This window comes from Bradyrhizobium vignae (assembly GCF_004114425.1).
In the GTDB taxonomy this organism is placed as follows: Bacteria; Pseudomonadota; Alphaproteobacteria; order Rhizobiales; family Xanthobacteraceae; genus Bradyrhizobium; species Bradyrhizobium vignae.
Genome location: NZ_RDQF01000002.1, coordinates 269,612 through 282,379 on the forward strand (window position 1 = coordinate 269,612; position 12,768 = coordinate 282,379).

At 62.6% G+C, this 12,768-nt stretch carries 13 protein-coding genes and 1 pseudogene; 8 read left to right on the forward strand and 6 right to left on the reverse strand.

Going from position 1 to position 12,768, the window contains the following annotated elements:
* Window positions 1–67 precede the first annotated feature (67 nt).
* Window positions 68–541, forward strand: coding sequence for a transcription elongation factor GreA (greA, locus tag EAV90_RS02815; protein WP_129142536.1), 474 nt, complete (start codon window positions 68–70; stop codon window positions 539–541).
* Window positions 542–817: 276 nt separating this feature from the next.
* On the opposite strand, the gene EAV90_RS02820 is transcribed toward greA, so the two are convergent.
* The gene (locus tag EAV90_RS02820) at window positions 818–1,297 is read right to left on the reverse strand and encodes an Lrp/AsnC family transcriptional regulator (RefSeq protein ID WP_122401062.1); all 480 of its coding nucleotides are present in this window, start codon (window positions 1,295–1,297) and stop codon (window positions 818–820) included.
* 265 nt (window positions 1,298–1,562) lie between these two features.
* Between EAV90_RS02820 and trxB the strand changes: the two genes are divergently transcribed.
* From trxB to EAV90_RS02840, 5 genes are all read left to right on the forward strand, one after another.
* The gene (gene trxB, locus EAV90_RS02825; protein WP_122401061.1) at window positions 1,563–2,528 is read left to right on the forward strand and encodes a thioredoxin-disulfide reductase; all 966 of its coding nucleotides are present in this window, start codon (window positions 1,563–1,565) and stop codon (window positions 2,526–2,528) included.
* A 5-nt stretch (window positions 2,529–2,533) separates the two neighbouring features.
* Window positions 2,534–3,457, forward strand: a complete 924-nt coding sequence (locus EAV90_RS02830; RefSeq protein WP_162500129.1) for a LysR family transcriptional regulator — start codon at window positions 2,534–2,536, stop codon at window positions 3,455–3,457.
* 444 nt (window positions 3,458–3,901) lie between these two features.
* The gene (locus EAV90_RS02835) at window positions 3,902–4,810 is read left to right on the forward strand and encodes a 4-hydroxy-tetrahydrodipicolinate synthase family protein (RefSeq protein WP_122401059.1); all 909 of its coding nucleotides are present in this window, start codon (window positions 3,902–3,904) and stop codon (window positions 4,808–4,810) included.
* A 159-nt stretch (window positions 4,811–4,969) separates the two neighbouring features.
* Window positions 4,970–5,125: a hypothetical protein gene (locus tag EAV90_RS39230; protein ID WP_164936726.1), complete on the forward strand. Its 156-nt coding sequence runs from the start codon at window positions 4,970–4,972 to the stop codon at window positions 5,123–5,125.
* Window positions 5,126–5,255: 130 nt separating this feature from the next.
* Entirely contained in the window at window positions 5,256–5,402 is a 147-nt protein-coding gene (locus EAV90_RS02840; protein ID WP_164936746.1) for a hypothetical protein, read from the forward strand.
* 184 nt (window positions 5,403–5,586) lie between these two features.
* On the opposite strand, the gene EAV90_RS02845 is transcribed toward EAV90_RS02840, so the two are convergent.
* Together EAV90_RS02845 and EAV90_RS02850 are read right to left on the reverse strand one after the other, a co-directional pair.
* Window positions 5,587–6,264, reverse strand: a complete 678-nt coding sequence (locus EAV90_RS02845; RefSeq protein WP_122401057.1) for a ParA family protein — start codon at window positions 6,262–6,264, stop codon at window positions 5,587–5,589.
* A gap of 413 nt (window positions 6,265–6,677) precedes the next feature.
* A complete protein-coding gene (locus EAV90_RS02850; protein WP_122401056.1) occupies window positions 6,678–7,019 on the reverse strand; it encodes a hypothetical protein in 342 nt (113 codons plus the stop codon).
* A gap of 376 nt (window positions 7,020–7,395) precedes the next feature.
* On the opposite strand from EAV90_RS02850, the pseudogene EAV90_RS02855 reads away from it, so the two are divergent.
* Window positions 7,396–8,558 (forward strand): annotated as a pseudogene (locus EAV90_RS02855) (CaiB/BaiF CoA transferase family protein).
* Between the two features lie 188 nt (window positions 8,559–8,746).
* A complete protein-coding gene (locus tag EAV90_RS02860; RefSeq protein WP_164936747.1) occupies window positions 8,747–10,276 on the forward strand; it encodes an MFS transporter in 1,530 nt (509 codons plus the stop codon).
* Between the two features lie 133 nt (window positions 10,277–10,409).
* On the opposite strand, the gene EAV90_RS02865 is transcribed toward EAV90_RS02860, so the two are convergent.
* From EAV90_RS02865 to EAV90_RS02875, 3 genes are all read right to left on the reverse strand, one after another.
* The gene (locus tag EAV90_RS02865; protein ID WP_122401054.1) at window positions 10,410–11,354 is read right to left on the reverse strand and encodes a DUF5996 family protein; all 945 of its coding nucleotides are present in this window, start codon (window positions 11,352–11,354) and stop codon (window positions 10,410–10,412) included.
* A 386-nt stretch (window positions 11,355–11,740) separates the two neighbouring features.
* Window positions 11,741–11,950: a hypothetical protein gene (locus tag EAV90_RS40345; RefSeq protein WP_245163395.1), complete on the reverse strand. Its 210-nt coding sequence runs from the start codon at window positions 11,948–11,950 to the stop codon at window positions 11,741–11,743.
* Between the two features lie 134 nt (window positions 11,951–12,084).
* Window positions 12,085–12,393: a DUF1330 domain-containing protein gene (locus EAV90_RS02875; RefSeq protein ID WP_129142538.1), complete on the reverse strand. Its 309-nt coding sequence runs from the start codon at window positions 12,391–12,393 to the stop codon at window positions 12,085–12,087.
* Between the last annotated feature and the right edge of the window lie 375 nt (window positions 12,394–12,768).

A 12,768-nucleotide genomic window follows, 5' to 3' on the forward strand; every position in this document is an offset into this window, starting at 1 on the left:
ACCGACGAATCAAGGTTGCCGCGCCCCGCATCTTTCCGGGGCGCGCAGCTGAAGGACGAGAGAAGAGATGGAAAAGGTTCCGATGACCCAGGCCGGCTTTGTCGCGCTCGGGGAAGAATTGAAGCACCGCCAGTCCGTGGACCGTCCGCGGATCATCGAGCACATCGCCGAGGCGCGCTCGCACGGAGACCTGTCGGAGAACGCGGAGTATCATGCCGCGAAGGAAGAGCAGTCCCACAATGAGGGCCGCATCGCCGAGCTCGAGGACAAGCTTGCGCGCGCCGACATCATCGACATCTCGAAACTGTCCGGCGACACCATCAAGTTCGGCGCCACCGTGACGCTGGTCGATGAGGACACCGAGAAGAAGACGGTGTGGCAGATCGTCGGCGAGGTCGAGGCCGACGCCAAGAAGGGCCGCATCTCCATCACCTCGCCGCTCGCGCGCGCACTGATCGGCAAGAAGAAGGGCGCTTCCGTCGAGGTCAATACGCCCGGCGGCGCCAAGGCCTACGAGATCACCAAGGTGGAGTGGCGGTAAGCATTTGCCGCCACCGTGTAATGATGTTTCGAAAAGGCCGCGCGTGGCGCGGCCTTTTTGTTTTTGCGTGTTGTTGGCATGGGTGAACGCTGGCTCTCGCCATCCGACATTGTGCGGGCGCAGCGAAGCAAATCCAGACTGCCGCTGCGGAAAGACTCTGGATTGTTTCGCTGCGCTCGCACTGTCGATGTGGAAGCAGCGGACCCAACTCCATCACCGTCACTCTGAGGTGCCCGCCTCTTCGGCGAGCCTCATCAGGATGACGGAATGAGCGATCTACCTCCGCCCCTTCACCTCCAGCGGCACCGCCGCCTCGTATTTCGAATTGTGCAGTACCAGCGAGGTGCGCACGTTGCGCACATGGGGCGCTGCAGTGAGGTGGGTGACGAAATCCTGGAAGGTCGCCATGTCGGGGGCGACGCATTTCAGGATGAAATCGACCTCGCCCGACAGCATCCAGCATTCCCGCACCAGGGGCTCGGCGCGGACGAACTCCTCGAAGGCGCGCAAATCGGCCTCGGCCTGGCTGGACAGGTGCACGGCCGCGAACACGGTGACGTCGAAGCCGAGCTTGCGGGCATCCAAAAGGCCCCGATAGCCGTGGATGTAGCCCTCCTCCTCCAGCGCGCGGACGCGGCGCAGGCAGGGGGGCGGCGAGATGCCGACGCGCTTGGCCAGCTCGACATTCGTGATTCGACCGTCGGCCTGAATCTCGGCGAGAATTTTCAGGTCGATCTCGTCTAGGTTCCGCGACACGTGATTGGAACTCCTGCCCCTTACGGGGTATTGGGTGATTTGTCGAAATCCTCATAGCCCAGTCCGCACCATCGGCGCAATTTTATTGCGCGCGCGGCGCGATCGGCTTTTGTTCCCTGTTGGAAAAATCCGCCGTGAGGGAATGCAATTCTTGCATGGCTCATCAGAAAGCTTAGATTGGCTCTGATATTTCAGCGCCTCCGCGAGGCCTCCCGGCACGTTCCGCGCCCGCGCTGCAAATCCCCCGTGAAAGGCGTCCATCGAAATGTCCGCTCCTGTTCATGCAAAGGTCGTCATTATTGGCTCTGGCCCCGCCGGCTACACCGCCGCGATCTACGCCGCGCGCGCGATGCTCGAGCCGATCCTGATCCAGGGCATCCAGCCCGGCGGCCAGCTCACCATCACCACGGACGTCGAGAACTATCCGGGCTTCGCCGACGTGATCCAGGGCCCCTGGCTGATGGAGCAGATGGAGAAGCAGGCGGTCCATGTCGGCACCAAGATCGTCACCGACCTGGTCACCAAGCTGGAGACTGCGCAACGGCCGTTCCGTCTCACCTGCGACAGCGGCGACGTCTATCTCGCCGACACCGTGATCCTCGCCACGGGAGCGCAAGCACGCTGGCTTGGGCTGCCCTCCGAAGCGAAGTTCCAGGGCGGCGGCGTGTCGGCCTGCGCCACCTGCGACGGCTTCTTCTACCGTGGCAAGGAAGTCATCGTGGTCGGCGGCGGCAACACCGCGGTCGAGGAAGCCCTGTACCTCACCAACCATGCTTCGCAGGTCACCATCGTGCATCGTCGCGATCACTTCCGTGCCGAGCGCATCCTGCAGGAACGCCTGTTCAAGCATCCGAAGATCAAGGTGATCTGGGACTCCGCCGTCGACGAGATCTGCGGCACCGAGAACCCCAACAAAGTCACCCATGTCCGGCTCAAGAACGTCAGGACCGGCGCGCTCACGAACGTGAAGGCCGACGGCATCTTCATCGCCATCGGCCACGCACCGGCAACCGAGCTCGTCAAGGGCCAGGTCAAGCTCAAACCGTCGGGCTATGTCGAGGTCGCCCCGAACTCGACCGCCACGTCGGTGCCCGGCTTGTTTGCCGCCGGCGACGTCGCCGACGAGACCTATCGCCAGGCCGTGACGGCCGCCGGCCTCGGCTGCATGGCCGCACTCGAAGCCGAACGTTTCTTGGCCCTTCGCGCCAGCGAGCGCGCGGCAGCGGAATGAAGATCATGCCTCGAACACGCGACGGATTCACGGATATGGACTGGGACAAGCTGAAGGTGTTTCACGCGGCGGCGGAAGCGGGCAGCTTCACGCATGCTGGCGAGCAGCTCGGCCTGTCGCAATCGGCGGTCTCCCGCCAGGTCTCGGCGCTGGAGCAGGAGCTTTCGGTCTCGCTGTTTCACCGCCACGCCCGCGGCCTGATCCTCACCGAACAGGGCGACCTCTTGTTCCGCACCGCGCACGACGTGTTCATGCAGCTGCAGGCGGCGCGCGCCAAGCTGACCGACAGCCGCGAGCGGCCGAGCGGCGACCTCAAGATCACCACCACGCCCGGCGTCGGCATCAACTGGCTGATCCCGCGGCTCGGCGAGTTCACCGCGCTCTATCCGGAGATCCGGATCTCGTTGATCGTCACCGACGAGGAGCTCGATCTATCGATGCGCGAGGCCGACGTCGCGATCCGCACCCGCAAGCCGACGCAGCCCGATCTCATCCAGCGCAAGCTGTTCGCAATGGGCTTTCACGCCTATTGCTCGCCGGAATACATCAAGCGCTTCGGCACGCCACGCACGCTGGAGGAGCTCGACTCCCACCGCATCATCACGCTTGCCGACGGCAACTTCGCGCCGCATCTGCAGAACCGCAACTGGCTGATCGAAGCCGGTCGCAACGGGTCGGGTCCGCGCGAAGCCTATTTCAAGGTCAACAACATCCTCGGACTCGTGCGCGCCTGCCAGCAGGGACTCGGCATCGCCGCCCTGCCCGACTACCTCGTCGAGGAGCAGAGCAAGCTCGTGCAGCTATTCGGCGAGTCGGATTCGATCCAGCTCGACACTTACTTCGTCTATCCCGAGGAGTTGAAGACGGTCGCGCGCGTGCAGGTGTTCCGCGACTTCGTGGTGAGCAAGGCACAGCGCTGGCCGTCCTGATTTCCGCATGACTGACATGCGGCCTCGGCTGTTGCTGCATGGCGCTTGGCAAGCCCATAATGTTTGCACGCTGAGCCTTCGCGTTGCGCATTTGTCCCCCTCCTCCAGTGGCGCGGGAGTTCAGTAATCCCTCTTGGAAGGTGATTGTGTCGGCCTCACGTGGCCAATACCTAAGCCGGGCCCTCGGGTCCGGCTTTTTTTCGTCAAAATGTGGCTTCGCGCTCCGCGTGTATTGACAGTTCCAGGCATACCCCGCATCATTTGCAAATGATCACGAAGTCGTGCGCAGTCATCTCGAAAAAAGGCCCCCATCCCGGGGCCTCGGATTTCTGCGCGCACTAGGCTGACGTCGTCATTGCGAACAAATCCCGAAAACCCCGCCGCCTGGACGGGGTTTTTTCATGTGCCTCCGTCTCAGGCTTTTTCCCGAGAAGGAGATGGAACATGACCGGACTACGAGATCATTTGCATGGGCTATGGCTGCCGCTGGTGACGCCGTTTCAGGGCGGCGCACTGGACGACAGGTCACTGCGGCGACTGACGCGGCATTACGGCGGACAGGCCGTTGACGGCTTCATCCTGGGGGCGACCTCCGGCGAAGGCATGACACTGCGCGGCGCCGAGTTCGAACGTCTCGTCGCCGTGGTGCGCGACGAGATGGCGGCCGGCGGCCGCAGCCTGCCGATCTGCCTCGGGCTCTCGGGCGCGGACACCTCGCGGCTGCAGGAGCGCCTCGACGAGACCGCGGACTGGCCGATCGATGGTTACCTGATCGCCAGCCCCTATTACGTGCGGCCGTCGCAGCGCGGGCTGCTGGCGCATTTCGAGGCGCTCGCCGACCACGCTGCATGGCCGATCGCGCTCTACAACATCCCCTATCGCTGCGCGGTCAACATCACCAACCAGACCATGCTGCGGCTCGCCGAGCACAAGAACATCGTCGGCTTGAAGGATTGCGGCGCCAGCCGCGAGCAGTCGATCGCGCTGCTGCGCGACCGGCCGAAGGACTTTCGTGTGCTCACCGGCGAGGACGCCAACTATCTCGAGGCGCTCATTGACGGCGCCGACGGCGGCATCCTGCTGTCGGCCCATGTCGAGACCGCGATATTTGCAGCCGTGTATGCCGAGCTGAAGCGCGGCAACCACGATGCGGCGCAGGCGCGCTGGCACGAGGTCGCCGAGCTGACGCGGCTGTTGTTCACCGAGCCGAGCCCCGCGCCGGCGAAGTACTGGCTGTGGCGCAGCGGCCTGATCGACAGCCCCGAAGTGCGCCTGCCGATGGTGGAAGTGAGCAGCGAGCTCGCGGCGGCGATCGATCGCGAAATCGAGCGACGGAGGAAAGTCGCGGCGTAGCGGCTTCCATCCCCTTCCCTGGAGGGCCCCTCCAGGGAAGGGTAAGAGGCGACCGTGGTTAACAGCATCCCAACCGCATTCGCAGCCGCCGCATCGCGCATCCACGGCTCGTTTACGCAATCGGGCCTATCGTCTCCGCAAAGGACCTCGGAGAGGGGAATGACCATGGGGCATCGCATCCGGCCGACGGCCGCGCGGCAATTCGCGCCGGCCGATCTCTTGCAGGGCATTCTGATGGTGTCGTCATTCGGGTTCTGGGCGGTGATGCTCGGCCTGATACCGGTGCTGCTGTTTCGCGTCTGGCTGATCGGCTGACGCGAGCGGGCGCGGGATGGTTAACCCGTGGGTCACGGCCGTGCTCAAATGCGCTGGTCGCAGCGACCCGGAATGTTAAAACATCCCGGCTAGCGTGGACGCCATAAGCGAAGAAATCGCGGAGGCGTTTGTGAATAGTCATAATGAACTGGCGTCGCATTGCGACGCTGGACAGCAGGGCTTTACCACCGAGGACATTCTCTGGGCGACCGGCATCTGGTCGGTGATCCTCACCTTGTCGCCGGTGATCGTGTTCTACATGCTGTTGGTGGCGTAAGATTCATTTCGTCATTTCCGGATGGCGCGATAGCGCCAGACCGCAGGTGCACAATTGCGCACCGGGGAATCTCGAGATTCCGGCTTCGCCCTTCGGGTGCTCCGAAATGACAGGTGAAGGCAGAAACGCAAAACGCGCGGCTCGACCCGCGCGTTTTTCGTATCCACGAAATGACCAATGAAAATTAAGCGGCCTGCTTGTGCATTGCGCCGGACGCCGACGCCGTGCCGCGAATAGCCTTCACCGAACGCTCGATCGCCGCCCAAAGCCTTGCGATTTCCTGAGCCGCACGGCTCTCGGCCTGATACTCGCGCGCGCCTTCGCCGTGGCTGAGCGCCATCAGCAAATCCGAACGGTTGGTGATCTGGCCGCCCCACACCGGAGCGCGGAATTTCGCCAGCGCTTCGCGGGCGATGGTGACGATCGGGCTTTCGACCTCGTCACGGCGCGCCGGCGCACCGTTGAGCACGACCGCGTAGGGCTTGCGCGCGGCGCGGCACATCTGGATGGTTTCCTGCACCGCGTTGACGTCGAACACGCCGGGACGCGCCGGAATGATCACCATCGTCGCGTTACGGATCGCGTCGTCGACGACGGCCGACAGGTTCGGCGGCGTGTCGATCAACACCCATTCATAACCGTCGCGCTTGGCAGCGGAGACGATGCCGCTGACGGAGTTCACGGCAGCCTTGATCGGCGGCTCGTTGGTGCCACGCAGCTTGTGCCACAGCGTGAGCGAGCCCTGCGGATCTGCGTCCACCAGCATGACCTGCTTGCTCGCCTTGATCTGCGCGGCGAGATGTGCAGCCAGGGTACTCTTGCCCGAGCCGCCTTTACGCGATGCAAAAACAATTACGTTCATACCTTCGGCCTCCAGATTGACCCCAGGCCGCGAAAATGAATCAGCGCAGTGATTCGCGAAAGAAAAATGTATCGAGGGTTGCGTTGGCGCCACGAAATAACGAGGCGTGTTGGCTTTTGAGTCACACTGCTTGCTGTGACGTCACACACAAACTGCTGCAAAACGCTTCGCGCGCGGGCAAGCGTGCGTTTCTTGAGCAGCGGACGGGACAACACAACCTTGCCGCGCAAACCTCGGGGCGGCTCTTTTCCGTCAGAGGCGCCCGTAATGGCCGCAAGCCTGTGCGGCGACGCGCGAACAAAACGAGTCCGCTGTCGCGAAGCTGATGTCACGGCCGGAGCGAGCCGGATATGCGATGGCGCGGTTCCCAGGCCTGTCGGGTTTCAAAACAGGCACGCGCTTCGCTCGGGATTTTAGCCTTCGCTGGATTTCTTCTTCTTCGAGGCCGGTTTGGTCTTCTTCGCGGTCCTCGGCGCGATGTGGGTCGGCTTGCCGGCGCGCAACTCGCCCGGCTCGGGGCCGGCGCGGAAGAACACCCGGCATTGCGGCGAGAGCTGCGCCTTCTTCTTGATCATGCAGGCGGTGATGGCATCGACGTTCGGAACGAACTCGCTGCACAGCCGCATCGCATCCGGCGTGCAGGCCTGCTGCTGCTCCTGGGTGTAGGCGAAACCTGAGCGCGGCAGCGCCAGGACGGCCAAGGCAAGCGAGAGGCTCGCAATGGCCAATGACTTCTTCAAGCGAAATGCCGGCATCGATCCCCCCCACATGACGAGTCAGTGCGAATAGTGGGTGAACGGCGGTTCATTGGCAACCGAGGGGAGACGCGAAAGCCGGCACGTGTGCGGTCTCGGCAACAGGGACGCCGCGGCGTACCGGATCCCCCGCTTTCGCGGGAGATGACACCTGAGGGTGGGGACAGGCCGTTCAAGACAAAACTGCGAAAACAACCCCATGCACAGTAGCCAAGTCATGGCAATCCTTACGCATTTCATGCCTTAGGATTTTGCGAAGTCGAGTTTGACTCGTCGGGCAAAACAGGAGCATGATGGCAGCATCAAAGAATGCGCGTGGGTGGTCGGCTTGTCTCCTGCGCTGATCAAGAGCTTGAGCGGGAGTGGAGGCGATCGCATGGAGGGGAATGAGGCGGAGCTGCCGCTGTCGGGCGTGACGGTGGTCTCGCTGGAGCAGGCGATCGCAGCGCCGCTGGCCAGCCGGCATCTGGCGGATTGGGGCGCACGGGTGATCAAGATCGAGCGGCCGGGCGGCGGCGATTTCTGCCGGGACTACGATCATGTGATGAACGGCATGTCGAGCCAGTTCGTCTGGACCAATCGTTCCAAGCAAAGCCTCGCCATCGACATCAAGAGCGAGAGCGGCCGCAAGGTGCTCGACGCCCTGCTGCCGCGGGCGGATGTGTTCATCCAGAATCTCGCGCCTGGTGCTGCGGAGCGGCTCGACCTCGATGCCGCATCGCTCGTGCGAAGATTTCCGCGCCTCATCGCCTGCGACGTCTCGGGCTATGGCAGCGGCGGCCCCTACAGCAACAAGAAGGCCTATGATCTGCTGGTCCAGTGCGAGGCCGGCGTGCTCGCCGTCAACGGCACCGAGGCGGAGCCGGCCAAGGTGGGGCTTTCCGTGGTCGATATCGCCACGGGGATGTACATTCTCAACGGCGTGCTGATGGCGCTGTATCGCCGGGAGCGAACCGGCAAGGGCACGGCCTTCCAGGCCTCGCTGTTCGATTCCATCACGGACTGGATGAGCTATCCCGCCTTCTACACGATGAGTACCGGCCGGCCGCTGCCGCGCACCGGCGCGAAGCATGCGACGATCGCGCCCTACGGCCCGTTCCGCGTGGGTGACGGCACCACGATCTTCTTCGGCATCCAGAACGACCGGGAATGGCGGTCGCTGTGCCGGTGCTTGGCGACGCCGGCTTCGCCGACCATCCGAGCTTCCGCACCAATCCGCTGCGCATGCAGAACCGCGACGATCTGCAGGCGCATATCGAGCAGCGTTTTGCCGCGATGACCAGCGAGGAGGTGCTGCGGCTGCTCGATGAAGCCGCGATCGCCAACGCGCATCTGAACTCGGTCGAGGCCTTCCTGCAGCATGAGCAACTCCATGCGCGCTCGCGGGTGCAGAGCGTGGGATCGCCCTGCGGGCCGGTGATGAGCTTCCTGCCCGCCCTCACCATTCCCGACGTAGCGCCGCGGATGGACCCGGTGCCTGATGTCGGTCAGCACAACGAAGCCATCCTCAGCGAGCTCGGTCTCGCAAAGGAAACGTGACGATGGTCTCGCTGCGACCAACGCGGGCGTACCTGGCCGTCCCCGCGCACCGCTCCCGTCTCGTCGCCAAAGGGCCAGGAGCCGACCTCCGTCTGAGCGACCCGGCGAAATGGGCGAAACCGGCGGTTGCCAACGGTACCCTCGAGGCGCACGCTGACCGCGACAGCCACGCTTCTCGAGCCCCCCAAATGATTGGTTTCATGCAATCTCCCTGCGACGCCAACGTTATCCGGGTGACACCAGCTTTTGACGCGGCACCGTCGCAAAGACGCAAGCGGCTGACGCTGGCGGCGACCATATTCGGGTCGAGCATGGCATTGGTCGATGGGTCTGTCGTAAATATCGCCCTGCCGACGATTCAGCACGTCCTGCATGCAAGCGTGGCCGCGACCCAATGGATCGTTAATGCTTACCTGCTGCTGCTAAGCGCTACGGTGCTGGTTGGAGGGGCGGCTGCCGATCTTTACGGCCGTCGACGCATCTTTGTTTTCGGCATTACGATATTCACCTTGGCCTCCATTACGTGCGGCCTGTCCCCCAACATCACGGTGCTAGTCGCAAGCCGCGCAATTCAAGGGGTTGGCGCCGCGTTCCTCATCCCGGCGAGCCTCGCGATGTTGGGAGCGACTTTTGACGAGCACGAGCGCAATCATGCGATCGGAGTATGGGCTGGTGTCGGCGCGCTGACCGCCGCCGTCGGCCCGGTATTGGGCGGCTGGCTCGTCGATCAGGTGTCGTGGCGCGCGATTTTTCTGCTCAATGTGCCGCTGGCGGCCGTCGCGGCGGGACTTGCGAGCTTCGCAGGCGAAAGCCGAAATGACAGCGCAAAATCGTTGGACTGGACCGGAGCGGCCACCATCGCCGCCGCTCTCGCCTCGATCACCTGGGGGCTTAACGCCATTCCGGCCTCGGGATTTTCTGACAGAACCGTAGTCGGCGCGCTCGGATCGGGATTTCTATTGCTCTTGTTATTTCTCGCAATCGAAGCCCGGCTCGGCGCACGAGCAATGATGCCGCTATCGCTGTACGGTTCGCGCAGTTTTGCCGCAGCCAACGCATTGACGCTGTTGCTTTATTTTGCGCTAGGCGGTGCGCTGTATTATCTGCCGTTTGGCTTGATCCGGCTCGGCGGCTACTCCGCGACACAGGCCGGTGCAGCACTGCTTCCATTTGCTCTCATCATGGGTTTCGGCGCGCAATTCGCCGGCATGCTTTCCGACCGTTTCGGGCCGCAGCAGTCGCTCACCTTCGGGCCCGTCATCGCAGGCTGCGGTCTGGCGCTGCTGGCTTTTGCCGATTTCCGACAATCCTACTGGGCCGGAGCGTTTCCGGCGATCTGCGTATTTGGCATCGGTATGACCATCACGGTCCCGCCGCTGACGTCGATGGTAATGTCGTCGGTGGGTGACGCCCACGCAGGACTCGCTTCGGGCGTCAACAACGCGGTCGCCCGGGTGGCAGGTCTCTTTGCAGTCGCGGCGCTTGGCGCCGTTTTGTTTGCCAGCTTTTCGTATCATCTTGCCGGTGCGCCGCGGGCACAAGCCAACGAAGCGCTGAATGCAATACTGGCCGGACAAGCCGGCATCACCGAAGCCGCAACGGCCGCGTTCGAACGCGCGCTACGCATAGTGTTGCAAGTGGCGGCGCTCTGCTCCTTGCTGGGCGGCATTCTTCTTCGGTTTTGGATCCGACCGATTGGATCGCAAGCGGCGCGTTGAAAGCGAACACCAAGGCAGATCCGAGTCGGGCGGCGCCTACCGTCGATGGGACGAGCAGCCCCGCCGGCATAGCATAGTGGCTCGACGTCGCGCTTAAGGTGCTCTGCCTGAACAACGGGAAGGCTGGTGAACTTCACCTCTTCCTGTTGAGAGGGCGGGGCCGAAGGGGGTGACCAATCGGACATTCGAGCGCGGCACGATCCCAGCCTCCGAGATCCGCTGCCGCACGATAGGTGCTTTCCAGAAACGACATGAGCGTCCCCTCTGGATCGCTTGACTTCCTCACAATGTCGTAGGCCAGGAGATATTCTCCGAGCTTCCGATCGAAATATGCGCCCGTCGGCAAAATCTGTTCGTCGGCAAAGCCGTTCGGAGTGGGATAGGCATAGGAGTAGAAAGCCGCAAAGTCTGTGCCGCCTCCGCCCGGCCAGAAGCCGGCGGATGAGACTTCATCACTGTACGCCTCGCGCGTCACTTCATCAGGTAAACCCGGTACGCCCCCCGGGTGAAGCGGAGCAGGACGTCCGGAGAAGCGCGTCACCGCGAGATCGAAGCTGCCCCAAAAGAGATGGACTGGACTGACCTTTCCGGTGAAGCCCGTCCGAAACCGATGAAAAACACCGTCGATTGCAACCAGGGCCCTGAAGAACCGCGTGGCGGCGTCTGCATCATAGGGGCGGATCTGACGGTCGTCCTGAAAAGCGATTGGATCAGGGACTTCATTGGGCCGGCCGTCGAATTCCGGTGTGCCGCCGAGACGTCCCACCAGCTCACAGAACCTGGTGTGGAAGTCGGCAACGGACATCGGCCCGAGCGCCATTTCAACCCTGCGCCCGTCAGAGGCCTCTGCGATCACGATATGGCGGGAGAGATCGAAGGTGATCTCGATACCTGAGGCGTCTGGAACCAGTGAAGTCGTGAGCCCGCGAGCATTCACGTAGAAAGTCGCGTGCCATGAATGGTTGATCCACGGCGTCCTCGCGAGCCGATACTTGCCGGCAACTTGGCAATACAAATGAAGCGCAGAACAGGTTTCGCGCCATGTCTCGAAGGGGATTTCCGGCCAGATCGCGCTCATGGGGTTTCCTCCTTTGTGCTTGGTCGCCCGGACGAGGCGCTCGTATCGTTATTTCACATATGAGCCTTGACGATGGCGCGTCGCCAAGTTCGTTGAGGTCCGGCCATTTTCCCAAGGCTATCGGCGGTCCGGTTCCTTGCACGCCACGTCCGGTCTGCACTTAAGAGCCGACGCTTGGACGAGCGTCGCGTTAGTCAGCCTCGGGCCACAAGCGGACATGGCGGCCTAGTTTGAACTTGAAGGTGGCCTAGTTTGAGTTGAAGAACGATTGGACCTGATCCACAACGCCATGGGCAGAGCAACCGTCAGAGCTAGTGCGGGCACACCAATCGTCACCACAGCAAAAACCGCCGGGTTGGTGGTGCCGAACAGGTACATAACGAGTATTACCAGTCGATCACGACCAAGCCGATCAAACGGCCTTTCATTGCTGTGCTCATTTTGCTCCGCCCAGGCCAGCTTTGAACACCGGGCACGCCCAATGGTAGGTTGCGCAGCATCGGTCGATCAACCGAAAAGATCGGCGTGCTAAACGATGAATGAAACGGGTTGTGATTTCCGCGTTGGGTCAAAAGACTGCCCTCGGCAGCCAGCATGCCCTTGGTCGGGTCACCTCTCGGAAGCGGACATTGCCGCGCAGGTCAGTCACGGGCCAGAAGGAGACTTTCGGTGGTGCTAACGACCTACGAGGCAAAATCAGGCTGCGTGGTGCGCGCCGCCAAAGCGGGGTTCAATCCGTGGGCTGCGGGCCGTCGTAGCCTTCGATCACGATGATGTCGATGTCCACGGCGCCGGCGCGCAGTTCCCTCGCCTTGGTGTATTCAGGTGAGCGGTAGCAGGCGAGCGCGGTTTCGTAGTCCTTGAACTCGATCACGATGTTACGCTCGCGCGACTTGCCCTCCACCGCCTCGAAGGTGCCGCCGCGCACCCGGAATTTCGCACCGTATTTGCGGAGCACCGCCGTGAGGGCGGGGCCGTAGGCTTTGGTGTATTCGGGTTTGATCACATCGATGCGCCCGATCCAATACGCGTTCGGCATGTTGTCCTCCTCATCTTTGCATTCTCAAGTCAAAAGGGGCCACTGGCGGTTGAATTGCCCGCCGTGCCGATGGTTCCGTTGGGTTGACGATACCGTTGGGCTTGAGGGTAGTGGCCCGGCGGGTGGACCGTCGAGGTCCGTTCAGGGGCAAAATGCGAAGTATTCAGGTTGAGCAAATCTGGCCCGCTCTGGAGTTGTGAGCGGACCTCCGGCAGACACAGCGCAACTCCGCAGATGGGCCGTGTGTGGGTAGTGTGCGGGAGGTTCTGCAAAAGCTGAGAGGCTGAAGCGGTCATGGTAAGTCCGGTGATTGCGAAGATCACCGCTCGTAGAGGAGCTTGGACCCGCCATGACCGTGACGAAGATTAGGACGGA

Coding starts and splice junctions, on each gene's coding strand:
- greA (WP_129142536.1), top strand. CDS start 68: ATGGAAAAGGTTCCGATGACCCAGGCCGGCTTTGTCGCGCTCGGGGAA.
- trxB (WP_122401061.1), top strand. CDS start 1,563: ATGTCCGCTCCTGTTCATGCAAAGGTCGTCATTATTGGCTCTGGCCCC.
- EAV90_RS02830 (WP_162500129.1), top strand. CDS start 2,534: ATGCCTCGAACACGCGACGGATTCACGGATATGGACTGGGACAAGCTG.
- EAV90_RS02835 (WP_122401059.1), top strand. CDS start 3,902: ATGACCGGACTACGAGATCATTTGCATGGGCTATGGCTGCCGCTGGTG.
- EAV90_RS39230 (WP_164936726.1), top strand. CDS start 4,970: ATGACCATGGGGCATCGCATCCGGCCGACGGCCGCGCGGCAATTCGCG.
- EAV90_RS02845 (WP_122401057.1), bottom strand. CDS start 6,264: ATGAACGTAATTGTTTTTGCATCGCGTAAAGGCGGCTCGGGCAAGAGT.
- EAV90_RS02850 (WP_122401056.1), bottom strand. CDS start 7,019: ATGCCGGCATTTCGCTTGAAGAAGTCATTGGCCATTGCGAGCCTCTCG.
- EAV90_RS02860 (WP_164936747.1), top strand. CDS start 8,747: ATGATTGGTTTCATGCAATCTCCCTGCGACGCCAACGTTATCCGGGTG.
- EAV90_RS02865 (WP_122401054.1), bottom strand. CDS start 11,354: ATGAGCGCGATCTGGCCGGAAATCCCCTTCGAGACATGGCGCGAAACC.
- EAV90_RS40345 (WP_245163395.1), bottom strand. CDS start 11,950: ATGCTGGCTGCCGAGGGCAGTCTTTTGACCCAACGCGGAAATCACAAC.
- EAV90_RS02875 (WP_129142538.1), bottom strand. CDS start 12,393: ATGCCGAACGCGTATTGGATCGGGCGCATCGATGTGATCAAACCCGAA.